At 70.8% G+C, this 22,302-nt stretch carries 21 protein-coding genes; 15 read left to right on the forward strand and 6 right to left on the reverse strand.

The window, feature by feature from the left end; all coding sequences use genetic code 11:
• Positions 1–14: 14 nt before the first annotated feature.
• A complete protein-coding gene (locus IB242_RS08580) occupies positions 15–269 on the forward strand; it encodes a hypothetical protein (protein ID WP_192278163.1) in 255 nt (84 codons plus the stop codon).
• Positions 270–434: 165 nt separating this feature from the next.
• Here the strand turns inward: IB242_RS08580 and IB242_RS08585 are convergent, their stop codons facing one another.
• Positions 435–2,498, reverse strand: a complete 2,064-nt coding sequence (locus IB242_RS08585) for a 3-hydroxyacyl-CoA dehydrogenase NAD-binding domain-containing protein (RefSeq protein WP_192278165.1) — start codon at positions 2,496–2,498, stop codon at positions 435–437.
• A 293-nt stretch (positions 2,499–2,791) separates the two neighbouring features.
• Here IB242_RS08585 and rpoE point away from each other — a divergent pair, with 293 nt between their 5' ends.
• From rpoE to recO, 9 genes are all read left to right on the forward strand, one after another.
• Positions 2,792–3,421: an RNA polymerase sigma factor RpoE gene (gene rpoE, locus IB242_RS08590; protein ID WP_192278168.1), complete on the forward strand. Its 630-nt coding sequence runs from the start codon at positions 2,792–2,794 to the stop codon at positions 3,419–3,421.
• Positions 3,418–4,359 (forward strand): sigma-E factor negative regulatory protein, encoded by a 942-nt coding sequence (locus IB242_RS08595; RefSeq protein ID WP_192278170.1) that lies wholly within the window; start codon positions 3,418–3,420, stop codon positions 4,357–4,359. Before rpoE ends, IB242_RS08595 begins: the two co-directional genes overlap by 4 nt.
• A gap of 105 nt (positions 4,360–4,464) precedes the next feature.
• The gene (locus IB242_RS08600; RefSeq protein ID WP_192278171.1) at positions 4,465–5,997 is read left to right on the forward strand and encodes a DegQ family serine endoprotease; all 1,533 of its coding nucleotides are present in this window, start codon (positions 4,465–4,467) and stop codon (positions 5,995–5,997) included.
• Between the two features lie 168 nt (positions 5,998–6,165).
• On the forward strand, positions 6,166–7,959 hold the full coding sequence (lepA, locus tag IB242_RS08605) for a translation elongation factor 4 (RefSeq protein WP_192279233.1): 1,794 nt from the start codon (positions 6,166–6,168) through the stop codon (positions 7,957–7,959).
• A 49-nt stretch (positions 7,960–8,008) separates the two neighbouring features.
• The gene (gene lepB / locus IB242_RS08610) at positions 8,009–8,809 is read left to right on the forward strand and encodes a signal peptidase I (protein WP_192278173.1); all 801 of its coding nucleotides are present in this window, start codon (positions 8,009–8,011) and stop codon (positions 8,807–8,809) included.
• A gap of 32 nt (positions 8,810–8,841) precedes the next feature.
• A complete protein-coding gene (locus IB242_RS08615; RefSeq protein WP_192278175.1) occupies positions 8,842–9,219 on the forward strand; it encodes a DUF4845 domain-containing protein in 378 nt (125 codons plus the stop codon).
• Positions 9,209–9,883 (forward strand): ribonuclease III, encoded by a 675-nt coding sequence (gene rnc / locus IB242_RS08620; protein WP_192278177.1) that lies wholly within the window; start codon positions 9,209–9,211, stop codon positions 9,881–9,883. Before IB242_RS08615 ends, rnc begins: the two co-directional genes overlap by 11 nt.
• Positions 9,884–9,908: 25 nt before the next feature.
• Entirely contained in the window at positions 9,909–10,829 is a 921-nt protein-coding gene (era, locus tag IB242_RS08625) for a GTPase Era (RefSeq protein WP_192278179.1), read from the forward strand.
• Between the two features lie 42 nt (positions 10,830–10,871).
• Positions 10,872–11,612 carry a DNA repair protein RecO gene (recO, locus tag IB242_RS08630; protein WP_192278181.1) on the forward strand — a complete coding sequence of 247 codons (741 nt, stop codon included), beginning with the start codon at positions 10,872–10,874 and terminating at the stop codon, positions 11,610–11,612.
• 134 nt (positions 11,613–11,746) lie between these two features.
• Here the strand turns inward: recO and IB242_RS08635 are convergent, their stop codons facing one another.
• Entirely contained in the window at positions 11,747–11,983 is a 237-nt protein-coding gene (locus IB242_RS08635; protein ID WP_192278183.1) for a hypothetical protein, read from the reverse strand.
• A 168-nt stretch (positions 11,984–12,151) separates the two neighbouring features.
• On the opposite strand from IB242_RS08635, the gene IB242_RS08640 reads away from it, so the two are divergent.
• Together IB242_RS08640 and IB242_RS08645 are read left to right on the forward strand one after the other, a co-directional pair.
• On the forward strand, positions 12,152–12,760 hold the full coding sequence (locus IB242_RS08640) for a GNAT family N-acetyltransferase (protein WP_192278185.1): 609 nt from the start codon (positions 12,152–12,154) through the stop codon (positions 12,758–12,760).
• Entirely contained in the window at positions 12,757–13,644 is an 888-nt protein-coding gene (locus IB242_RS08645) for a carbon-nitrogen hydrolase family protein (RefSeq protein ID WP_192278187.1), read from the forward strand. The genes IB242_RS08640 and IB242_RS08645 overlap by 4 nt, the downstream gene beginning before the upstream one ends.
• 235 nt (positions 13,645–13,879) lie before the next feature.
• Here IB242_RS08645 and IB242_RS08650 read toward each other — a convergent pair whose 3' ends face one another.
• The 4 genes from IB242_RS08650 to queG form a co-directional block, all read right to left on the reverse strand.
• Entirely contained in the window at positions 13,880–14,461 is a 582-nt protein-coding gene (locus IB242_RS08650; RefSeq protein ID WP_192278189.1) for a phosphatase PAP2 family protein, read from the reverse strand.
• Entirely contained in the window at positions 14,442–15,581 is a 1,140-nt protein-coding gene (locus tag IB242_RS08655) for a glycosyltransferase family 1 protein (RefSeq protein ID WP_192278191.1), read from the reverse strand. Before IB242_RS08655 ends, IB242_RS08650 begins: the two co-directional genes overlap by 20 nt.
• 96 nt (positions 15,582–15,677) lie before the next feature.
• A complete protein-coding gene (gene xseA, locus IB242_RS08660) occupies positions 15,678–17,033 on the reverse strand; it encodes an exodeoxyribonuclease VII large subunit (RefSeq protein ID WP_192278193.1) in 1,356 nt (451 codons plus the stop codon).
• Between the two features lie 69 nt (positions 17,034–17,102).
• Complete coding sequence (queG, locus tag IB242_RS08665) at positions 17,103–18,197, reverse strand: tRNA epoxyqueuosine(34) reductase QueG (RefSeq protein WP_192278195.1); 1,095 nt, start codon at positions 18,195–18,197, stop codon at positions 17,103–17,105.
• 148 nt (positions 18,198–18,345) lie between these two features.
• Between queG and IB242_RS08670 the strand changes: the two genes are divergently transcribed.
• The 3 genes from IB242_RS08670 to IB242_RS08680 all read left to right on the forward strand — a co-directional run bounded on the left by IB242_RS08670 (position 18,346) and on the right by IB242_RS08680 (position 21,870).
• Entirely contained in the window at positions 18,346–19,854 is a 1,509-nt protein-coding gene (locus tag IB242_RS08670; protein ID WP_192278197.1) for an NAD(P)H-hydrate dehydratase, read from the forward strand.
• Positions 19,851–20,330 carry a tRNA (adenosine(37)-N6)-threonylcarbamoyltransferase complex ATPase subunit type 1 TsaE gene (gene tsaE, locus IB242_RS08675; protein ID WP_192279241.1) on the forward strand — a complete coding sequence of 160 codons (480 nt, stop codon included), beginning with the start codon at positions 19,851–19,853 and terminating at the stop codon, positions 20,328–20,330. Before IB242_RS08670 ends, tsaE begins: the two co-directional genes overlap by 4 nt.
• 148 nt (positions 20,331–20,478) lie before the next feature.
• The gene (locus IB242_RS08680) at positions 20,479–21,870 is read left to right on the forward strand and encodes an N-acetylmuramoyl-L-alanine amidase (RefSeq protein ID WP_225540440.1); all 1,392 of its coding nucleotides are present in this window, start codon (positions 20,479–20,481) and stop codon (positions 21,868–21,870) included.
• Positions 21,871–22,302: the final 432 nt, after the last annotated feature.

Below are 22,302 nucleotides of genomic sequence, written 5' to 3' on the forward strand. Positions count from 1 at the left end.
TGCATGCCATCGCCGTGAGCGCACTGGCTGTTGCCGCGTTTCCCCTGTACGGCATGTACTGCGAGAACGTCGGCTGCATCGGCCGTGGCGTGCTCTGGTTCGCCTGGGCCTGCGGCTCGGTGGTGGTGCTGGCGATGGGTCTGCTCGCGGTCTGGCGGCTGCGGAGTGGCGCCTGGGCGCGGCTGACGGCCACGATGCTGCTCGTGCAACTGCTGCCGGGCCTCTGGCTGCTCGGGCAGTGGTGGCAATCGGGTCCCGCCGGCCTCTGATCGCGGGCCGATGCCCGACCGGGCGACCGCATGGACGCAGCGAGTGGAAGGGCCGGCCATCGCCTGGGGCCCGCATCACCACGTGCCGCCGGGCCCGCCCGGTTGCAGACGTGAAAACGCCCGCACAGGGCGGGCGTTCCATGGCGCATCAGCGCATCGGCGCGCTCATTCCGGCGGCTGCCGCAGCAGCGGGTTGTCCCAGCCCGGTCGCGGTGCGAACCGGTCGCCATGGCGGCCCTGCAGTACCTTGAGCTTCTCCAGCAGCGCATCGGCGCCGGTGGCGCGGATGTGCTGGATCGGGCCGCCGCGGAACGGGGCGAAACCGGTGCCGAAGATCACGCCGGCGTCGAGCAAATCGGCATCGGCCACCACGCCATCGTGCAGGCAGGCCACCGCTTCATTGAGCAGCGGCAGGACCAGGCGGTCCTCCAGGTCGGACGGCGCCTCGTAGCCCTGCGGGACCTCCGGCTTGACCGCCTTGCCGTTCTCCCACTTGTACAGGCCCTGGCCATCCTTCTTGCCGCGCTTGCCGGGCTCGACCGTCGCAAGCGCGGCGGGCAGTTGCAGGCCGAGGAACGGCGACAGCTCCGCGCCCACGCCCTGGGCGACATCCAGGCCGACCGTGTCGATCAGCTCGATCGGGCCCATCGGCATGCCGAAGCGCACCGCGGCCTTGTCGATGACCGCGCCGGGGATGCCTTCGGCGTAGGCGTTGGCCGCTTCGAGCATGTACGGGAACAGCACCCGGTTGACCAGGAAGCCCGGCGTACCGGCGACCGGCACCGGGAACTTGTCCAGTGCCTTGCAGAACGCGGCCAGGCGCCGGACCGTCGCCGCATCCAGCCCATCGTGCTGGACGATCTCGACCAGGGGCATCAGTGCGACCGGGTTGAAGTAGTGCAGGCCTGCGAACTGCGCCGGACGCGCGATGTGGCCGCGCAGTTCGTCCAGCGGGATCGACGAGGTGTTGGTGGTCAGCAGGGCGTCGGGCTTCAACCGCGGCTCCAGAGACTGGTACAGCTCGCGCTTGGCCTCGGGCTGCTCGATGATCGCTTCGATCACCAGATCGGCGTCCGGCACGCCGTCGCCGGCCAGGTCGCCCTTCAGGCGCGCAGCCACCGCCGGGCGTTTGCTCTCGTCGCGCACCTTCTTCGCGAACAGCTCCTGCGCGCGGCCGAGCGCGCCATCGATGAAACGCTGCTCGCGGTCCTGCAGCGTCACCTCGAAGCCCTTGTACGCCGACCAGGCCGCGATGTCGCCGCCCATCACGCCGGCGCCGACCACATGCACGTGGCGGATGCCATGCTCCTTGCCGGCCAGGCCCTTGAGCCGCTCGGTGAGGAAGAAGATCCGGATCAGGTTGCGCGCGGTCGGCGTGCCGGCCAGCTTGACCACGGCCTTGCGTTCGGCGTCCAGGCGCGCCTGGATGCCGCTGCCGCCGGTGCGCTGCCAGACATTGATCAGCGCATACGGGGCCGGGTAGTGGTCCTTCTTCGCCTTGCGCGCGACCTGCTTGGTCATCTGCGGTGCGAGGATCTTCCGCGCCAGCCAGGTGTTGGTCGCCCAGCCGAGGAAGCGCTGCCGGAACGGCCGCTGGTGGCCGCGCAGGACCAGTGCCGCGGCCGCGTCTTCCAGCACCGCAGGTTCGGCGACCTTGTCGACCAGGCCGATGCCGCGCGCGGCCGAGGCCGACAGCGTGCGCCCGGTCAGCATCATGTCCATCGCCGCCGGCGCACCGACCAGGCGCGGCAGGCGCGCGCTGCCGCCCCAGCCGGGGAAGATGCCCAGCTTGGTCTCGGGCAGGCCGATCCGGGTCGAACCATCATTGGAGGCGGCGCGGTAGTCGCAGGCCAGCGACAGTTCGGTGCCGCCGCCCATGCAGAAGCCATGGATCGCCACCGCGGTCGGGCAGGGCAGCTCGGCGACCTTCTGGAACACGGCCTGGCCGCGCCGGATCGCATCGTTGACGGTGCCCTTGCGGTCGAACTCCTGGAACTCCTTCAGGTCGGCGCCGGCGATGAAGCCGGACGGCTTGGCCGAAGCGAACACCACGCCCTTCGGCGGATCGATCGCCAGGCGTTCGACGATGTCGGCCAGCTCGATCAGCACGTCCTGCGACAGGGCGTTGACCGCGGCGTCCTGGCGGTCCATGGCCAGCACCACGACGCCGTCGTCGCGCTGTCTGACCTGCCAGTGGCTGAATCGGAGTCCGTCGAAGCCTGGGAGCATGGCGAAACCATCCGGTTGTGTATGGAAGAGGGCCGTATCATCCCGAGGTTGTTTCCATGGCGTCAAATCCCAATAGACGACCCATGGCATGCGGCATCGGGGACCGGGCGGCTTACGCTAGCGGACATGCGGTTAACGTCCTGCATGGCGCAGGGACGGCGGCCTCACCCGTGCGACCGCATGCTTGCGTCTCATCCGTCCGGGGTGGCCCTTCGCCAGGCCGCCGAACTTTTTCCGGCAATGGCGGTCACAGGGCACGGCCATCGGCCGAGCTGACAGGAGTGCGGCCCGGCATGGCCGAGTTGATGCAACAGGATTCACCGCAGGAACTGGACCTCGAACTGGTGCGGCGCGTGCAGCGCGGCGACAGTGCGGCCTTCGACATGCTGGTGCGCAAGTACCAGCACAGGGTGGTGGCGCTGATCGGGCGCTACATCCCCGACTGGAGCGAATGCCAGGACGTGGCCCAGGACACCTTCATCCGGGCCTACCGGGCGATGGGCAATTTCCGCGGCGATTCCCAGTTCTATACCTGGCTGCACAGGATCGCCGTGAACACAGCGAAGAACCATCTGGTCGCCCACAACCGCCGCCCGCCCACCGACGACATCGATGCCACCGAAGCCGAGCAGTTCGATGGTGGCATCCGCCTGCGCGACAACGACACGCCCGAGCGCGAGGCGATGCGCGAGGAACTGGAGCGCACCGTGATGAAGGCGGTCGACGCGCTGCCGGAAGAACTGCGCACCGCGATCACCCTGCGCGAAGTCGAGGGCCTGAGCTACGACGAGATCGCGCAGAAGATGGATTGCCCGATCGGCACCGTGCGTTCGCGGATCTTCCGTGCCCGCGAAGCGATCGATACGGAACTCCGCCCCCTGCTTGATGTCCAAAGCGCCACACGCGAGCGTAACCGTCCATGAGCCAGGAACGTCACCCAGCGAATCCCGGCGCCGTCGGCGCCGACAAGATCGAGACCCATCACCGGCAGCAGCTGTCGGCGCTGATCGATGGCGCCCTGGCGCCCGACGAGGCGCGCTTCCTGCTGCGCCGGCTCGAACACGACGATGAGCTTGCCGGCTGCTACGAGCGCTGGCAGCTGTGCGGCGACGTGATGCGCGGCCAGGTCGCCCGCACCGCCGATGCCGGTTTCAGCCAGCGGGTCGCCGCGGCGCTTGCCACCGAAGCCGCGGTCGAAGCCGTGCGCCCGATGGCCGCCACGACCGGGCGTCGCCATGGCTGGGCGCGCTGGGGCGGCGGTGGCGCCGCGCTGGCCGCTTCGGTGGCCGTGGTCGCCATGTTCGTCGGCCGGCAGCAGGACCCGGTGATCGATGCCGGCCCCGCACCGCTGGTCGCCGAACAGCGCATCGTCGAGCCCGCGCCGGCCCCAGCCGCCGTTGCACCGGCATCGGCGCCAGCCGCCGTCGCGGTGGCCAGCGCGGCGGTCGCGGCGGCCGCTGCTCCGGTGGCGCGGACCACGCCCCGCCGCGAGGCGGCACCGCGGACGCCCGCGATCGAGCGCGAGCCGGTGCAGGTCGCGGCCGTCGCGCCGGTGCGCGACAACCGCACGGTGGATGCCGCCAGCCGCCAGGTCGCGGACATCCTGCCGTTGGCGGCGGTGCCGGCGATCGGCTCGGCCGACAACGATCCCTTCGCCTCGGCTGCCCCCCTGCAGGCACGGCCGTGGCCACGCGCGGCGCTGCCGCAGGCCGCATCGGGGGCGTTCAACGCCAGCATCGGCGAGCGCGGCGATGCCGGCGCCACGTTCTATCCGTTCGAGCCGCGGCTGCCTGCCGAAGGGGTTTCCCCGCGGGCCGACCTGCCGGCGCCGCCGGATGCCGACACGCCCACGCGGCGCTGATCCCCTTACCTTCACTTGTCCGGCGTCGCCGGTCCGCCCTGCCGCAGCCGCGGCGGGAACGGCGTCGCCTTGTCCCTTGCCACATCGTCGATAGGAGGCATCCTCATGAATCCACGTGTCCGCAACGGAATGCTGGCCGCCCTGGTGCTGGCCGCGCCGCTGGCCGCCTGTGCCCGTTCCCCCGACAACGCCGCCGCCGCGTCGGCGCAGGCCACCACGGCCGCCGCGCCGGCGACCGCGCCTGCCGCGCCGCTGGTCACCGGCCTGCCGGACTTCACCCGGCTGGTCGAACAGGTCTCGCCCGGCGTGGTGAACATCGAAGTGCGCAGCTCGCCGCGCGCCGCCAGCCGCCGCGGCGGCATGCCGGACGAGGCGCAGATCCCGGAGATCTTCCGGCGTTTCTTCGGCCCGGGGTTCGGCATGCCCGAAGGCGACGGCCAGTCGCCGGCACGGCGCGGCATGGGCTCGGGCTTCATCATTTCCGATGACGGCTACGTGCTGACCAACCACCACGTGGTCGACGGCGCCGACACCATCACGGTCAAGCTGGCCGACCGGCGCGAGTTCGAGGCCAAGCTGATCGGCAGCGACGAGGGCTACGACGTGGCCCTGCTGAAGATCGAGGCCAAGGGCCTGCCCGAGCTGCGCCTGGGCAAGTCGGCCAGCCTCAAGCAAGGCCAGTGGGTGGTGGCGATCGGTTCGCCGCTGGGCCTGGAGCAGTCGGTCACCGCCGGCATCGTCAGCGCGCTGGGCCGCAGCGCCGGGCAGGGCCAGCAGTACGTGCCCTTCATCCAGACCGACGTGGCGATCAACCGCGGCAATTCCGGCGGTCCGCTGCTCAACACCTCCGGCGAAGTCGTCGGCATCAACTCGCAGATCCTCAGCAATTCCGGCGGCTACATGGGCGTGAGTTTCGCGATCCCTGTCGACGTGGCGATGAGCGCGGTCGAGCAGATCAAGAAGACCGGCCGGGTCAGTCGCGGCATGCTCGGCGTGACCATCCAGCCGATCGACGCGAACCGGGCCAAGGGCCTGGGGCTGGACAGCAGCCGCGGTGCGCTGGTCAACGGCGTCGAGCCCGACAGCGCGGCGGCCAAGGCCGGCATCCAGATCGGCGACGTCATCACCGGAGTCAACGGCCAGCCGATCAACAGCAACTCCGACCTGCCGCCGCTGGTGGGCATGCTGCCGCCGGGCAGCAAGGCCAGGATCGAACTGATCCGCGACGGCAAGCCGCGCGAGCTGACCGTGACCCTGGGCGAGCTGGCCAGTGATGCCGAACGTGCGTCGACCATGGCGGCCGATGCCGGCGACGATGCGCCGGCCGCCGGTCCCAGCGCGATCGCCAAGCTCGGCATCGAGGCGGCCGACCTGAACGCGGCCAGCCGCCGCCAGCTGGGCCTCGAGAGCGGCGAGGGCGTGCGGATCACCGCGGTCAGTTCGATGGCCGCGCGTGAGGCCAACCTGGCACCGGGCCTGGTGATCCTGCGCGTGCGCAACACGCCGGTCGGCAGCGTCGCCGAGCTGGAGCGGGCACTGCGTCCGCTGAAGGACGGCGACGTGGCCATGCTGCTGGTGCGTTCGCCGAACGGGTCCAGCGGTTTCGTTGCGGTCCCGGTCGGCGCGGGCGACCAGTAAGGCGGACCGATCCGGGATGGACGGCCATTGGGCCGCTCCATCCCGGCGTCCGACCGGGCGGGTGCGGCGCGATCGCCGAGGTGGCCGTGAAACCTCCCCCGGCCGTGCGATAATCGCCCGTTGACCCGACGACGGCCGTCCCGCCGCCCCCACATGTCCTCCGATTCCATGCGGTTCATCCGCAACTTCTCCATCATCGCCCACGTCGACCACGGCAAGTCGACCCTCGCCGACCGCATCATCCAGCTGTGTGGTGGCCTGGAAGCGCGCGAGATGGAGGCGCAGGTGCTCGACTCGAACCCGATCGAGCGCGAGCGCGGCATCACCATCAAGGCCCAGTCCGTCTCGCTGCCGTACAAGGCGAAGGATGGCAACACCTATTTCCTGAACTTCATCGACACCCCCGGCCACGTCGACTTCTCCTACGAGGTCAGCCGCTCGCTGGCCGCGTGCGAAGGCGCGCTGCTGGTGGTCGACGCAGCCCAGGGCGTGGAGGCGCAGTCGGTCGCCAACTGCTACACCGCGGTGGAGCAGGGCCTGGAAGTGGTGCCGGTGCTGAACAAGATCGACCTGCCGACCGCCGACATCGACCGGGCCAAGGCCGAGATTGAGGCGGTGATCGGCATCGACGCCGAGGACGCGGTCGCGGTCAGCGCCAAGACCGGGCTCAACGTCGGCGACGTGCTCGAGGCGATCGTGCACCGGATCCCGCCGCCGCAGCCGCGCGACACCGACAAGCTGCAGGCGCTGATCATCGATTCCTGGTTCGACAACTACCTGGGCGTGGTCTCGCTGGTGCGCGTGATGCAGGGCGAGATCAAGGCCAAGAGCAAGATCCTGGTGATGTCGACCGGGCGCGCGCACGAGGTCGACAAGGTCGGCGTGTTCACCCCCAAGCGCAAGGAACTGCCTGCGCTGCGTGCGGGCGAGGTGGGCTGGATCACCGCGTCGATCAAGGACGTGCACGGTGCGCCGGTCGGCGACACCCTGACCCTGGCCGCCGACCCGGCGCCCAAGCCGCTGCCCGGCTTCCAGGAAATGCAGCCACGCGTGTTCGCCGGCCTGTTCCCGGTCAACGCCGAGGACTACCCGGCGCTGCGCGAGGCGCTGGACAAGCTGCGCCTGAACGATGCGGCGCTGCGTTTCGAGCCCGAGAGCTCGGAGGCGATGGGCTTCGGCTTCCGCTGCGGCTTCCTCGGCATGCTGCACATGGAGATCGTGCAGGAGCGCCTGGAGCGCGAGTACGACCTGGACCTGATCACCACCGCGCCGACCGTGATCTACGAGGTGCTGCGCACCGACGGCACGGTGATGCCGCTGGACAACCCGGCCAAGCTGCCGCAGTCGAACCTGATCGACGAGGTGCGCGAGCCGATCATCCGCGCCAACATCCTCACGCCCGAAGCCTACATCGGCAACATCATCAAGCTGTGCGAGGAAAAGCGCGGCGTGCAGATCGGCATCACCTACATGGCCAGCCAGGTGCAGATCAGCTACGAACTGCCGATGGCCGAAGTGGTGCTGGACTTCTTCGACAAGCTCAAGTCGGTCAGCCGCGGCTACGCGTCGCTGGACTACCACTTCCTGCGTTTCGAGGCCGGCCCGTTCGTGCGCCTGGACACGCTGATCAACGGCGACCGCGTCGATGCGCTGTCGCTGATCGTGCACCGCAGCCACGCCGACCGGCGCGGCCGCGAGCTGTGCGAGAAGATGAAGGACCTGATCCCGCGGCAGATGTTCGACGTGGCGATCCAGTCCGCGGTCGGCTCGCAGATCATCGCCCGCAGCACGGTCAAGGCGATGCGCAAGAACGTGCTGGCCAAGTGCTACGGCGGCGACATCAGCCGCAAGAAGAAGCTTCTGGAAAAGCAGAAGGAAGGCAAGAAGCGGATGAAGCAGGTCGGCCGTGTCGAGATCCCGCAGGAGGCCTTCCTGGCCGTGCTGCAGGTCGACAGCAAGTAAGCTTCATCGTGTCGTTGGCTCCACATTCCCACCCGCTGCAGGATCGCGCATGAAATGGTTTGAGATCGGCCTGGTCGTGCTGACCTTCGCCACCGGCATCATCTGGCTGCTGGACCGGCTGTTCTTCGCCAAGCGGCGTGTCGCCCGCGGCGGTCTGCTGGACGAGGAGCCGGTGGTCGTCGACTACTCGCGCGCGTTCTTTCCGGTGCTGGCCCTGGTGCTGGTGCTGCGCAGCTTCATCGCCGAGCCGTACAAGATCCCGTCCAGCTCGATGATGCCCAACCTGCTGATCGGCGACTTCATCCTGGTCAACAAGTTCGCCTACGGCCTGCGCCTGCCGATCAACAACCACAAGTTCGTGTCGCTGGGCGAGCCCGAGCGCGGCGACGTGGTGGTGTTCAAGCCGCCGCACGCACCGGACCAGAACTGGATCAAGCGCGTGGTCGGGCTGCCGGGCGACCGGATCGGCTTCCACGGCGACACCCTCTACATCAACGGCGAGCCGGTGACCTACCAGCTGCAGGGCGAGTACGTCGGCCAGGGCAAGGGCGTGGAGATGAATGGCGCCTCGTTGCTGACCGAGGAGCTGCCGGGCCGCTCGCACAGCGTGCTGGAGTGGGTCGGCCGCGCCAATCCGGCCGGCCAGGGTGACTGGACCGTGCCGGAGGGCCAGTATTTCGTCATGGGCGACAATCGGGATAATAGCGAGGACAGCCGGTTCTGGACCCAGACCCACTTCCTTCCGGAAGCCAACCTGCGGGGCAAGGCGTTCCTGATCTGGCTGAACTGCGATGACTGGTTCTGCAAGGGGAGTTTCGATCCGTCGCGGATCGGGACGACGGTCAAGTGACGCGCCCGATGGCGCCTCCAAGGGGAATGGCAATGAAGCGCAAGCAAGGCGGTCTGAGCCTGGTGGGATTCCTGATCGTGCTGGCGGTGATGGGGTTCGCCGCCTACGTGGGCATGAAGCTGTTCCCGATGTACCAGGAGTACTACTCGGTGCGTTCGGCGATGAAGGGGCTGTCCGGTGAGCCGGGCGTGGCCGACATGGATCCGTCGCGGATCCAGGACCTGTTCTTCCGTCGCCTGTACATCAACTACTCCGAGAACGTGAAGCCGGCGAACGTGAAGTTCGAGCGGACCAATGGCGGCTGGAAGATGCGGGTGAACTACGAGGTGCGGCGCCCGCTGGTGGGCAATCTCGACGTGGTCGGCCGCTTCGACTCCACCCAGGAACTGACGCGGTCCGGTGGCGGCTGAGCGCACCATCCTGCGTGACCGGATCGGGCATCCGTTCGCCGATCCGGCGCTGCTGGCGCAGGCGCTGACCCATCGCAGCGCCGGCGCCCCGCACAACGAACGTCTGGAATTCCTCGGCGACGGGGTGGTCAACCTGCTGGCGGCCGAGGCACTGTACCTGCGCTGGCCCAAGGCCGACGAGGGCGTGCTGACCCGGGCCCGGGCCGAACTGGTGCGCGAAGGCTCGCTGGCCACGATCGCGCGGCAGCTCGAACTCGGCGAGCGCCTGACCCTGGGACCGGGCGAGCTCAAGTCCGGTGGTTTCCGTCGCGATTCGATCCTGGCCGACGCGCTGGAGGCGGTGGTCGCGGCGATCTACCTAGATGCCGGCTACGAGGGCTGCCGCAAGGCGGTGCTGCCGTGGTTCGAGCAGGCCCTGGCCGCGCTGCCGGTCGGCAAGCCGGAAAAGGACGCCAAGACCCGGCTGCAGGAGTGGCTGCAGGCCCGCCAGCGGCCGCTGCCGGTCTACGAGCTGGTGTCCGAATCCGGGGAGGAGCACGCCAAGGTGTTCCTGGCCCGGTGTACCCTGAGCGAACCGCCGCTGAGCGCCGAGGGCCAAGGCACCTCGCGCCGTCTGGCGGAACAGGCCGCGGCACTGGCGGCCATCGACCAGCTGGCGTCCTGACGCCGGCAACCAAGAGCGGCAACGTGTGAACCAAGAACAGACCCCTTCCCACCGCTGCGGCAGCGTCGCGGTGATCGGCCGGCCCAACGTCGGCAAATCCACCCTGACCAACGCCCTGGTCGGCGCCAAGGTCAGCATCGTCTCCAACCGGCCGCAGACCACGCGCCACCGGTTGCTTGGCATCGCCACGGTCGAGGGCGGCCAGCTGCTGCTGGTCGACACGCCCGGCCTGCATCGCCAGCAGGGCCGCTTCAAGGCCTCGGCGATGAGCCGGGTGATGAACCGGGCTGCGCGCGGCGCGCTGGAGGACGTCGACGTCGGTCTGATGGTGGTCGAGGCCGGGCGCTGGGACGAAGAAGACACCCTGGCCTTCAATGTGCTGAAAGACGCCGGCATCCCGGTGGTGCTGGCGATCAACAAGATCGACCGGCTCAAGGACAAGACCGCGCTGCTGCCGTTCCTGGCCCAGGTCAGCGACGGCCGCGAGTTCGCCGGCATCCATCCGCTGTCGGCGCTCAAGCGCAACGGCCTGGAAGCGCTGGTCCGCGACCTGCTGGCACTGGTGCCGGAGGCGCCGCCGGCATACGACGAGGACGAGATCACCGACCGCAGCCAGCGTTTCCTGGCTGGCGAGCTGGTCCGCGAGCAGCTGATGCGCCAGCTGGGCGAAGAGCTGCCCTATGCCACCACGGTCGAGATCGAGCGCTTCGCCGAAGACGGCGAGCTGCTGCGCATCGGCGCGGTGATCTGGGTCGAGCGCGAGGGCCAGAAGCCGATCGTGATCGGCAAGGGCGGCACCCGCCTGCGCGAGATCGGCAGCAAGGCACGCGGACAGATGGAGCGCCTGTTCGGACGCAAGGTGTTCCTGGAAACCTGGGTGCGCGTGCGCGAGGGCTGGTCCGACGACGAGTCGGCGCTGAAGGCCTTCGGCTACGGCGACAACTGACCGGCTCGCGCTTCCTGCGCGGCGCACGCTGACGGGCCGGTCATGCGGATCGATGGCGACAGCGGGTTCGTGCTGCACGCGCGCCCCTGGCGCGAGACCAGCCTGCTGGTCGAGGTGCTGAGCCAGGCCCACGGCCGGATCGGCCTGGTCGCGCGCGGCGTCACCGGTCCGAAACGGCACGTGCTGCGCGCCGCGCTGCAGCCACTGCAGTGGATCCGTTACGACGCGTCGCAGACCGGTGAGCTGGCCCAGCTGCGCCAGGCCGAGGCGCTGGACGCCGCGCCGCTGCTGAGCGGCGATGCGCTGCTGGCCGCGTTCTATCTCAACGAACTGGTGCTGCGCCTGGCGCCGCGCCAGGACCCGCTGCCCGACCTGCATGCCGCGTACGCGCGGACACGCGAGTGCCTGCGCATGGGCGAACCGCTGGCCTGGAGCCTGCGCCGGTTCGAGCGCGACCTGCTCGATGCGCTGGGCGTGGGTGTGATCGCCGACAGCGATGGCGACGGCGAGCCGATCGATCCGGCCGCGCGCTATCGCCTCGAGCCCGAACACGGTGCGCGCAGGCTGCTGACCGACCGCGGTGGGGGCGAACGCAGCGCCGCCGCGACCGGCAGCGCGCTGCTCGCGCTTGCGGCCGATGAGCAGCCCGACAGCGAGGATCTGGCAAGCCTGCGACTGCCGCTGCGCACGGTGCTGGCCCATCACCTCGGCCCGCGCGGGCTGAAATCCTGGGACATGCTGGCCGACCTTGGCCGGCTGCGGAAGCCCGAACCGCGGGCCTGACGGCCGGTTCCCCGAACCGGACGTCGGCGCGTGCGGACAGTGCGTGGCGCTTCAACGAGCACGCTCGGCAACACCACCACGTTTGCGCGCTTTCGTATCCGCACAGCCAGTGGGCGCAGCCGGCGATCCGTCGATCAGGCACTCGGGATGCGCGGGGCGATGCGTGTCTGCTGCTCGTCGTGCGATGCCTCACGCGGACGTCTGTCCATGCAGCCGATGCGCGCCTCGATCACACGATGCGGCACGCGGCTTTCCACACGCGGCGCCGCGCCCGCATCGATGCGCGCAGGACGCCGCATCGGCGCAACCACCAAGCGCTTTCGATCATCGGGAGGATCGCGCGGCGGTGGCGGCGGCGCGTGCCGCGCCATCTCCGCATCGAGCGGGCGTCCCGACACCGCTCGCGATGCCGCGCGCGACGCGCCTGCCGCCGGCCTCGCACGGAAGCTGGACCGATGCACACTGCCGCGATCCGGCCGCGTCGGCCCGACCGGCATCCCCGATCCATGATGCGACGGCGCACCATCTAGAATGGCGTGATGACGACCCCACTCGACATCCGCAGCGTGCGCGGGCCCGACATCGGGCCATGGCTGGACGCTGTGGCGGCATTGCGCATCGCCGTGTTCCGCGACTGGCCGTATCTGTACGACGGCGACCTGGCCTACGAGCACGCTTACCTGCGCGCCTACGCGCAGTCGCCCGACAGCGTGTTCGTGCTTGCGCTGGAGGACGGGCGCGTGGTCGGCGCGTCCACCGGCTTGCCGCTGGAAGACGACACCGAGGCCTTCGGCGCCCCGTTCGCCGCCACCGGCGTGCCGGCCGCGCAGGTGTTCTACTTCGGCGAATCGGTGCTGCTGCCGGCGTACCGCGGCCGCGGAGCGGGACATGCGTTCTTCGACCGGCGTGAAGCCCACGCACGTGCGCTGGGGCGTTTCCGCTGGACCGCCTTCTGCGCGGTCGACCGCGACGACAACGATCCCCGCCGGCCGGCAGGGTATCGGCCCAACGACGTGTTCTGGCACAGGCGCGGCTACGCGCGGCAGCCGGGCATGACCATGCAACTGCGCTGGAACGAGGCCGGCGTCGGCGAGACCACGCACGCGCTGACCTTCTGGCTGCGCGACTGGAAGGAGGATCTGCGATGAAAGTGGCCGTTGCGAAGTACCCGATCGGCATGCCGGCCGATTTCGAGGCCTTCGCGGCACGCCAGCGCGGCGTGCTCGCGCAGGCCGCCGCGCAGGGCGCGCGGGTCGCGGTGCTGCCGGAGTATCTGTCGCTCGAGCTGGCGGCCACCTTCGCCCCGCCTGTCCGCGCCGACCTGCTCGCCTCGCTGGCCGCGATCCAGCAGCACCGCGATGCGTGGCTGGCGCTGTATGCCGATCTGGCGCGCGCCACCGGCATGTACGTGGTCGCCGGCAGCTTCCTGCTGGCCCATGCAGATGGCCGCTATCGCAACCGCAGCGACATGTTCGCGCCCGACGGTGGCCGGTTCTGGCAGGACAAGCTGCAGCTGACCGGCTTCGAGAAGGCCACTGGCGTGATCGACGGTGGCGACATGCTGAAGGTGACCGCGGTCGATGGCGCACGCGTCGGTGTGTCGATCTGCTACGACAGCGAGTTCCCGCTGCCGGTGCGCGCGCAGTACGAAGCCGGTGCGCGCCTGCTGCTGGTACCCAGCTGCACCGATACCGCCGCCGGGGCGACCCGCGTGCGCGTGGGCTGCCTGGCCCGTGCGCTGGAGAACCGCTTCTTCGTCGCGCAGTCGGTGACCGCCGGCGAGGCGGCGTGGAGTCCGGCGCTGGACGTGAACACCGGCGAGGCCGCGCTGTATGCGCCGATGGATGCAGGATTTCCCGCCGACGGCGTCGTCGCCCGGACCCGCGGCGACCAGCTGTGGGCGGTGGCCGAGCTGGATCTGGACGCGCTCGACGCCAGCCGTGCAGCGGCCCAGGTCGCCAACGACCGCGACTGGCGCGGCCAGCTGCAGCCGGCGCTGCTGCGCGCGCGCCACGACGCGTTCGCCGGGTAGATCGCACCGTCGCGATCAGCGATGCGGTCCTTCCCGGCACACGCCGGCAGGAGCGCCGGCCCGTGCGATGCGCCGTTTTTTCGCCATGCGGTGGAGAGCAACCGCTGTCGAGGCGATGGCGGCAGGCAACGTGCGCTCAGCGACGGAAGTCTCCGCAGGGGCGTCCATGCGCGATCGCCATCCGCCCAGCGTGTGCGGCGTGTCGGCTGCCTCGCAGCGGCCGGCGAACTGGCGGTTACAGAACGGCCGGCAACGTGCCGGCGACCCAGAACGAACCGCCGGCCAGCAGCGAGCCGATCGCCGTGGCTGCCAGAACATCGCTGGGGTAGTGCAGCCCCAGCACCACGCGCGACACCGCGACCGAGGCGGTGAACGGAATGAGCAGCAGCGCCAGCATCGGGAAGTAGCCGAGCGCGACGATGGTGAACGACACCGCGTGCAGGGTGTGCCCGGACGGAAAGCTGAACTCGTCCAGCGGCGCGACCCAGGCCTGGATGCGGCCATCGGCAGCGAAGGGGCGCGGGCGACGGGTCCAGCGCTTGAGCGTCTTGTACAGAGTCAGTGCGACCAGGCTGATCGCGGCCATGTGCAGTGCCGCCGTCCAGCCCGCGCGGCCGCCGGCCACCGCGAGCACGGCCATCAGCGCATACCAGAACACGCCGTCGCCAAGCCGGCTCACGATCGAGAAGTAGGCGCGCACGCTGCGGCGCAGTCCCCAGCGGTTGGCGCGCAGGCACCAGTGGCGGTCGCGTGCGGACAGCGCGGACGGATGCGGCGGAACCGCGACCGGAGCAGGATCAGGCGGCGAGCGGCGCATGGCGGTCTCCGTTGTGGACCAGGCCGGCGAGCAGGGCGTCGAAATCGGCCGCGACCTGCTCCGGACGCAGATGCCGCATCGCGGCGCTGGCGGCGATGCCCATCGTCCTGCGCAGCGCCGCATCGTCGGCCAGTGCCAGCGCGGCCCGCATGAAGGCCGCATCGTCCGCCACGGCCGCGCCGTGCACGCCATCGCGCAGGTGCTCGCGTGCGGCGCCGTAGTCGAATGCGACCGTCGGCACGCCGCTGGCCATCGCCTCCAGGGTGACGTTGCCGAACGTCTCGCTGTGGCTGGGGAACAGGAACAGGTCGGCCGAGGCGAAATGACGCGCCAGCTCGGCGCCGCGCCGGATGCCGCAGAACACGAAGTCCGGATTGGCCTGTGCCAGCGCCTCGCGCGCCGGGCCGTCGCCGACCCAGACGAAGCGTGCGTCCGGATGCAGCTGCTGGATGGCCCGGTAGCCGCGCACGGCCAGTTCCAGGTTCTTTTCGGCGGCGATCCGGCCGACATGGATCACCACCAGTGCGTCCGCCGCCACGCCCCATTGCTGGCGCAGCGTGGCGTCGCGTCTGTCCGGGCAGAACTGCGCGGTGTCGACCGCGCGGGCGAGCCTGGCCACCCGGCGGAATCCGGCGCCCTGCAGGAAGCCCTGCAGTTCCAGGGTCGGCACCACCGTCGCGTCGGCGCGGTTGTGGAAGCGGCGCATCCATGCCAGCGCCGTGCCCTGCAGGAACGGCATGCCGTAGTCGCGCATGTAGGTGTCGAAGCGGGTATGGAACCCGGTCGCGACCGGGATCCCGAGCCGGCGCGCTGCGCGCAGCGCCGACCAGCCGAGCGGGCCCTCGGTGGCGATGTAGATCGCATCGGGCCGGGCGGTTGTCCAGCGTCCGGCCAGGGTGCCGGTGGCGGGCAGGCCGAAGCGCAGGCCCGGATAGCGCGGCAGTCCGGCGCCACGCACCAGCATGGTCTGGCTGTCGCCGGTCTGGCCGGCCGACTGGCGCGGTCGCACCAGCGTCACCTGATGGCCGCGTTCGCGCAGGCCGTTCTCCAGGCCCTGGACGGTCAGGGCGACGCCGTTGACTTCGGGAGGATAGGTCTCGGTGACGATGGCGTAGTGCATGCGCGGCACTCCCTGTTTTGCGCATGCTGCGGCCGCTGGATGGAACTCGGATGACGCGATGATGACGCTTGCGTGACCCGCGGCCGGGCGCGCCGGTCAGGGCGTGTCGTCCGCAGGCCGGACCCGTTCGACGCGCAGGTCGAGTTCGCCATCGCGCAGGCGGGCGCGGACCAGATCGCCGGGCCGGGCCTGGGTCACCGACTGCAGCAGGCGGCCATCGCCGATGCGGTCGAGGATGCTGTAGCCGCGCGCGACGGTGGCCAGCGGGCTGACCGCTTCCAGCGAGCGCGCGAGCGCGCGCAGCCGCAACGCGTCGCGGCGCAGGGTCTGGGCGATCGCCACCTGCGGCCGCGCCTGCAGCCGTTGCAGGCGCGCTGCCAGCTGGGCCAGGCGGCGACCGGGCGCATGCGCGCGCAGCACCGCGCCAGCCTGCGCGGTACGCGCCAGGCGGCGCTGCAGATGGCCGCGGATCTGGGTCTGCAGGCGACGCAGCAGCGCGTCCTGGCGCTGGCGCAGCAGCCGCAGGCGGGCCTGCGGGCCCTGCGCCTGCAGCCGCAGCGCGGCACGGTCGGCGCGCTGCATCGCCTGGCGCAGCCGGCCCCGCTGCAGGCTGTCCATGCGCGCCTGCAGTGCGCGCAGGCGTGCGCCCAGGTCGCGGCGTTCGGGGACCAGCAGTTCGGCCGCGACCGACGGCGTCGGCGCGCGCAGGTCGGCGGCGAAGTCGGCCAGGGTGAAGTCGGTCTCATGCCCGATCGCCGATACCACCGGTACCGGCGAGGCGGCGATGGTGCGGGCCAGGCGCTCGTCGTTGAACGCCCACAGGTCCTCGAGCGAACCACCGCCTCGGGCGAGCACGACCACGTCGTAACGGCCGCTGCGGGCGGCGCGCTGCAGCAGGTCGGTGATCTGCGCGGCGGCGGTGTCGCCCTGGACCAGGCTGGGCAGGATCTCGACATCGACCAGCGGCCAGCGCCGGGCCAGCACGCTGAGCACGTCGCGCACCGCCGCGCCGGTCGGCGAGGTGATCACCGCGACCCGGCGCACGTAGGCGGGCAGGGTGCGCTTGCGGTCCTCATCGAACAGCCCTTCGGCGGCCAGCTTCGCCTTCAGCGCTTCGAACGCGCGCCGCAGCGCGCCTTCGCCGGCCTCTTCCATGTGGTCCAGCACCAGCTGGTAGTCGCCGCGCGCCTCGTACAGGGTCAGGCGGCCGCGCGCCAGCACGCGCAGGCCTTCGCGCGGGGCGAACTTCAGCCATTGGCTCTTGGGCTTGAACATCGCGCAGCGCACCTGCGCGCGCGCGTCCTTCAGGTTGAAGTACAGGTGCCCGGAGGCGGGCCGGGTGACGTTGCCGAGTTCGCCTTCGACCCAGATCAGCGGGAACGCGCTTTCCAGCAGGTCGCGCGCCAGCGTGTTGAGCTGGCTGGGACTGAGGACGGCGTTCTGCTCGGGCATTGCGGCGGGGCCGGCGATGGCGCGACAGGATACTGTGGTGGGGCCGGGCGGCGTGAATGCCGCGCTGGATCAGCCGCCGGCGGACGTGTCCTGCATGGCGGCGGCATGGCGCTGCAACGCCCAGGCCACGTGCTCGCGGACCAGGTCCGATGGATCATCGCGACGCGAGGCGAGGGCCGCCAGCACCGATGGCGTGGTCGGGGCGTTGCCCAGCGCGACGGCGATGTTGCGCAGCCAGCGCTCGTGCCCGCTGCGCCGGATCGGGCTGCCCTCGGTGCGGCGCAGGAACTCGGCTTCGTCCCACGCGAACAGGTCGGCCAGACTGGCGGTGTCCAGGTCGTTGCGGGCACGGAAATCGGGCTCGTCGGTGCGCCTGGCGAACTTGTTCCACGGACAGACCAGCTGGCAGTCGTCGCAGCCGAAGATGCGGTTGCCGATCGCGACGCGGAACTCCTCCGGGATCGGGCCGTCGTGCTCGATCGTCAGATAGGAGATGCAGCGGCGCGCGTCGAGCCGGTGCGGGGCGATGATCGCCTGGGTGGGACAGACCTCGATGCAGCGCACGCAGCTGCCGCAGTGCGCGCTGGCCGGCGGATCGACCGGCAGCGGCAGGTCGACGTAGATCTCGCCGAGGAAGAACCACGATCCCCCGTTCTTGTCGATCAGGCAGGTGTGCTTGCCGATCCAGCCCAGGCCCGCGTTGCGGGCGAGCGCGCGTTCCAGCACCGGCGCCGAATCGACGAACACGCGGTGGCCGAACGCACCGACCTCCTCCTGCAGGCGCGTGGCCAGCTTCTGCAGGCGGTTGCGCATCAGCTTGTGGTAGTCGCGACCCAGCGCATAGCGGGCGACATAGGCGCGTTCGCCATCGGCCAGCGTATGCCAGGCGTCGTCGCTGTCGTTGCGGCCGTAATCCAGACCGACCGAGATCACCCGCACGGTGCCCGGAATCAGCTCCTGCGGACGCGAGCGCTTGTCGCCATGCTGGGCCATCCAGTCCATCGTTCCGTACAGGCCCTTGGACAGCCAGTCGCGCAGATGGGTTTCGTCCTCGGCCAGGTCGATGTCGGCGATGCCGCAGCGCTGGAAGCCGAACTCGGCGGCGAGCGCGCGCACGCGTGCGGCGATGGCATGGAGGTCCGGCGGCGGCAGCGGCAACGACATGCGCCGATTATAGAGTCGCGCCGTGCGCCTCCGACCGGAACACGATCGTGCGATGCCGTCGTGGCGACTGCCCGCTTCGCTGGCGATCGCCCGTCGTCCCGCCCGCAGCGGGTGCACGCAGATGCCGTGCACCGCCTAGAATCGCCGCATGAGCGACTCCGCGCTGCTGCCCTTGCACGACACGTCCGCCGCCCGTGCGCTGGACCGCGACGCGAGCGCGGCGCTGGGCGATGCCTATGGCCTGATGCAGCGTGCAGGCGATGCCGCCTGGCAGTGCCTGGCGCGCTACTGGCCGACGGGACCGGTCGTCGTGTGCTGCGGGCCAGGCAACAACGGTGGCGATGGCTACGTGCTCGCGCGGCTGGCCCGGCAGGCCGGTCGGCAGGTGCAGGTGCTGCATCCGGCCGATGCGGCGCCGCGCAGCGCGCTGTGCCGGCGTGCGCATGACGACCATGTCGCGTCGGGTGGCGTGGTCGATGTGGGCGACACGGTGCCCGCTGCGGCCACCCTGGTGGTCGACGCCCTGTTCGGCATCGGCCTGTCGCGCGCGCCGGACGGCGCGACCGCCGCGTTGATCGGCGCGATCGCCCGATGCGATGCGCCGGTGTTCGCGCTCGATGTCCCCAGCGGCGTCGATGCGGACCGGGGCTGCGTCCCCGGCATCGCGGTGCGCGCCGAGCGCACCCTGCAGTTCATCGTCGCCCACCGCGGGCTGTACACGGGCGACGCGCTGGAACACTGCGGCGAGCGTCTTCTCGATGGCCTCGGCGTGGATCCGGCACTGGTGGCCAGCACCGGTGCCGCCGCCGAACGGCTCACGCCGGCCGCACTGCCGCGCTGGCTGGCGCCGCGCCGCGCCAACACGCACAAGGGCGAGTCCGGCCGCGTGCTGTGCCTGGGCGGCGATCACGGCGGCGGCGGGGCGCTGGCGCTGTGCGCCGAAGCGGCATTGCGGAGCGGAGCCGGGCTGGTGGCGGCGGCCACGCGGCTGCGTCATGTCGCCGCGTTGCTCTCGCGTTGCCCGGAAATCATGGCGCTGTCGCCCGATGACGATGCCGCGCAGCTGCGGGTGCGCCTTGAGGCGGCTGCCGTGGTCGCGGTGGGACCCGGCCTGGGCCAGGCCGCCTGGGGGCGGCACCTGTATGCGCTGGCGCTTGCCTCGCAACGCCCGCTGGTGATCGATGCCGATGCGCTCACGCTCCTGGCCAGCGCACCGCAGCGGCTCGACGCCGCGGTGATCACCCCGCATCCCGGCGAGGCGGCGCGCCTGCTCGGCTGCTCGACCGCCGACATCCAGCGCGACCGGTTCGCCGCGGCGGCGGCCCTGGTCGACCGCTACCGCTGCAGCGTGGTCCTGAAGGGCGCCGGCAGCATCGTGGCCGCGCCCGGGCGCAGGCCGCGCGTGATCGCCGCAGGCAATCCGGGCATGGCGGTCGGCGGCATGGGCGACCTGCTGACCGGCATCGTCGCCGGACTGATGGCGCAGGGGCTCGCGCCGTTCGAGGCGGCCAGCGCGGGCGCTCTGCTGCATGCGGCTGCTGGCGACGCAGCGGCCGCCGCCGGTCAGCGCGGTCTGCTGCCTAGCGACCTGTTGCCGTGGCTGCGCCGCCTGGCCAATCCATCACCGTCCCTCATCCCATTCCCGGAGCGTTCCTGATGCAGGTGTTCCTTCCCGACAGCGAGGCCACCGCCCATCTGGGCCAGGCGCTCGCCGTCACCCGGCCGCGTCCGGCGATCGTGCATCTGCAGGGCGATCTCGGCGCGGGCAAATCGACTCTCGCACGGGCCCTGCTGCGCGCGCTGGGCGTAGAGGGGCCGGTGCGCAGCCCGACCTACACCCTGGTCGAACGTTATCCGGTGGAGGGTGGCGAAGCCTGGCACCTGGACCTGTACCGGATCGGAGACGCGGGCGAACTCGATTTCCTTGGCCTGGATGGCGACGAGGCCGTGCTGTGGCTGGTCGAATGGCCCGAGCGCGGGCGCGCCGCCTTGCCGCCGCCCGACCTGACCGCGTGGCTGCAGCTGGAGGGCGAGGGGCGTGCGCTGCGGCTGCAAGCCCACGGCGCGCGCGGCGAGGCCTGGCTGGCGGCGTTGCAGGCCGGGGGGTACTTGCGGGGCCTTTCTGTGATCTGACGCCAGAAAGGTCCGGCAGGTTACGGATTATTAAGGGAAAACGTATTGCAATCACTGCGCGTCGGTGCTTGAATCCCGGACCATGCGCAATCGGATTGCACGCCAACTGGGACTGTGGGGAGCAGGATTCGTCCTGGCCGGCCTGCACATGGCATGCGCGTTCGCTGGTGAAGTGAAGTCGATGACGCTCGGACACGGCGCCACCGGCACCCGCGCCGAGATCCAGCTGCACGGGGACGGTGCCTACAAGACCCTGTCCCTGACCGGCCCGCACCGCCTGGTCGTCGACTTTCCCGATTCCACCGTGGCGCGTGGCATGGCGCTGCCGGCGCCTGCCGGCATCGTGACCAGTGTCCGCACCGGCCAGCCCGTGCCGGGGACCTTCCGGGTGGTCTTCGAGCTGGCCAGCCCGGTGGTGCCGCTCACGCCGCGGACCGAGCCCGTGTCCGGCGGCAGCCGGCTGGTCATCGAATGGCCGGGCGATGGTCCGGCCACTGCGGTCGCCTCCGCGCCTGCCGCCGCGACCAACCCGACCGTCCCGAAGGTCGACACCGGGGCCGACGCGCGCGCCGAGGCCGCGCGGGCGACCGCGCTGCTCACGGCGCAAACCGTCCAGGCGGTGCAGGCAGGCACGGCGCCCGCGCCCGCGTCGCCTTCCGCGCAGGCCATTCTCGACGGCGCCGCCGTTGCAGCCACCCAGGCGCCGGCCACGGCGCCGCCCGTACAGGCACCGGCACCCGCGCCGGTGCAGGCGCCACCGCCGCCAGTCGCGACCAAGACCCGGCCGCTGATCGTGGCGATCGACGCCGGTCATGGCGGGCAGGATCCCGGTGCGGTCGGCCCGACCGGCAAGCGCGAGAAGGACGTGACCCTTGCGATGGCCCGCGAACTGGCCAGGCAGGTCGATGCCACGCCCGGCCTGAAGGCCTTCCTCGTGCGCGACAGGGATGTGTTCCTGCCGTTGCCGATGCGCGCCCAGCGCGCCCGCCAGGCCAAGGCCGACATCTTCATCTCGATCCACGCCGATGCTGCAGAGAACCGCAGTGCGCGCGGCTCGTCGGTCTACGTGCTGTCGACCAAGGGCGCATCCTCGCAGCGCGCCCGCTGGCTGGCGGACAAGGAAAACGCGGCCGACCTGGTCGGCGGGGTGCGTCTGCAGCAGACCGAGAACGTGCTCGCCGGCGTGCTGCTCGACCTGGCCCAGAGCGGGCACATGCGCGCCTCCGAAGATGCCGCGCACCACGTGCTCGGCGGCCTCAAGCAGGTCGGCAACAACCACAAGCCGAACATCGAGCGCGCCAACTTCGCCGTGCTGCGCACCGCGGACATGCCGGCGATGCTCGTCGAAACCGCCTTCATCTCCAATGCGGACGAGGAAAAGCGGCTGATCGATCCGGCGTTCCAGCGCAAGGTCGCCGGCGCGGTGCTCAACGGCATCAACACCTATTTCACCCGGCAGCCGCCGCCGGGCACGCTGTTCGCCGCACGTGCGGCACAGGCCGAGGCGGCCGGTGCGACGATCTCGGGCGGCACGCCCTGAGAGGCGGCCCCCGGTAGCGACCGCGTTGCCGGTCGGCGCGGATGACGCCAGTGCACTCCAGTCGCCGCATCCGGGACGCCGGCACCACGGGCGCGGCTATCGCCGTGCTCGCTGACCACGGGTTCCCGCTTCTGCTTCCTGCCTGAGCGGCAGGGTGTGGCGGTTTTACGCACATCCCCGTGATGGATGCGGCCTGCGATCTCCTGCCGACACCGCGGCCGGTCGGTTCCTGTCGCGACGTGCGTCTGCGCGCTCCTCGGGCCGTACGCGCTGAGGATGCCCCATGCGCGAGTGTGGTCTTGGCGATCGGGTGCAGGTACTGCAGCCGATACCGCTGGCGTCGCGCACCGCCAGAAGCGTGTACTCGCAGGCGACGCAGGCGCGGGCCTCGGCCCTGCGGCTATCATCACCGCTGGTTTCCTGCAGTGCCGC

Origin of the sequence: Xanthomonas sp. XNM01, assembly GCF_014851915.1 — a bacterium.
Taxonomy (GTDB): Bacteria; Pseudomonadota; Gammaproteobacteria; order Xanthomonadales; family Xanthomonadaceae; genus Pseudoxanthomonas.

What these genes read in the sequence shown, in the direction of transcription:
- rpoE (WP_192278168.1), top strand. Translation starts at nt 2,792, where the DNA reads ATGGCCGAGTTGATGCAACAGGATTCACCGCAGGAACTGGACCTCGAA.
- recO (WP_192278181.1), top strand. Translation starts at nt 10,872, where the DNA reads ATGCGGATCGATGGCGACAGCGGGTTCGTGCTGCACGCGCGCCCCTGG.
- IB242_RS08600 (WP_192278171.1), top strand. Translation starts at nt 4,465, where the DNA reads ATGAATCCACGTGTCCGCAACGGAATGCTGGCCGCCCTGGTGCTGGCC.
- lepA (WP_192279233.1), top strand. Translation starts at nt 6,166, where the DNA reads ATGCGGTTCATCCGCAACTTCTCCATCATCGCCCACGTCGACCACGGC.
- IB242_RS08585 (WP_192278165.1), bottom strand. Translation starts at nt 2,498, where the DNA reads ATGCTCCCAGGCTTCGACGGACTCCGATTCAGCCACTGGCAGGTCAGA.
- lepB (WP_192278173.1), top strand. Translation starts at nt 8,009, where the DNA reads ATGAAATGGTTTGAGATCGGCCTGGTCGTGCTGACCTTCGCCACCGGC.
- IB242_RS08635 (WP_192278183.1), bottom strand. Translation starts at nt 11,983, where the DNA reads ATGGCGCGGCACGCGCCGCCGCCACCGCCGCGCGATCCTCCCGATGAT.
- xseA (WP_192278193.1), bottom strand. Translation starts at nt 17,033, where the DNA reads ATGCCCGAGCAGAACGCCGTCCTCAGTCCCAGCCAGCTCAACACGCTG.
- queG (WP_192278195.1), bottom strand. Translation starts at nt 18,197, where the DNA reads ATGTCGTTGCCGCTGCCGCCGCCGGACCTCCATGCCATCGCCGCACGC.
- IB242_RS08670 (WP_192278197.1), top strand. Translation starts at nt 18,346, where the DNA reads ATGAGCGACTCCGCGCTGCTGCCCTTGCACGACACGTCCGCCGCCCGT.
- IB242_RS08615 (WP_192278175.1), top strand. Translation starts at nt 8,842, where the DNA reads ATGAAGCGCAAGCAAGGCGGTCTGAGCCTGGTGGGATTCCTGATCGTG.
- IB242_RS08645 (WP_192278187.1), top strand. Translation starts at nt 12,757, where the DNA reads ATGAAAGTGGCCGTTGCGAAGTACCCGATCGGCATGCCGGCCGATTTC.
- IB242_RS08640 (WP_192278185.1), top strand. Translation starts at nt 12,152, where the DNA reads ATGACGACCCCACTCGACATCCGCAGCGTGCGCGGGCCCGACATCGGG.
- IB242_RS08680 (WP_225540440.1), top strand. Translation starts at nt 20,479, where the DNA reads ATGGCATGCGCGTTCGCTGGTGAAGTGAAGTCGATGACGCTCGGACAC.
- IB242_RS08655 (WP_192278191.1), bottom strand. Translation starts at nt 15,581, where the DNA reads ATGCACTACGCCATCGTCACCGAGACCTATCCTCCCGAAGTCAACGGC.
- IB242_RS08595 (WP_192278170.1), top strand. Translation starts at nt 3,418, where the DNA reads ATGAGCCAGGAACGTCACCCAGCGAATCCCGGCGCCGTCGGCGCCGAC.
- IB242_RS08650 (WP_192278189.1), bottom strand. Translation starts at nt 14,461, where the DNA reads ATGCGCCGCTCGCCGCCTGATCCTGCTCCGGTCGCGGTTCCGCCGCAT.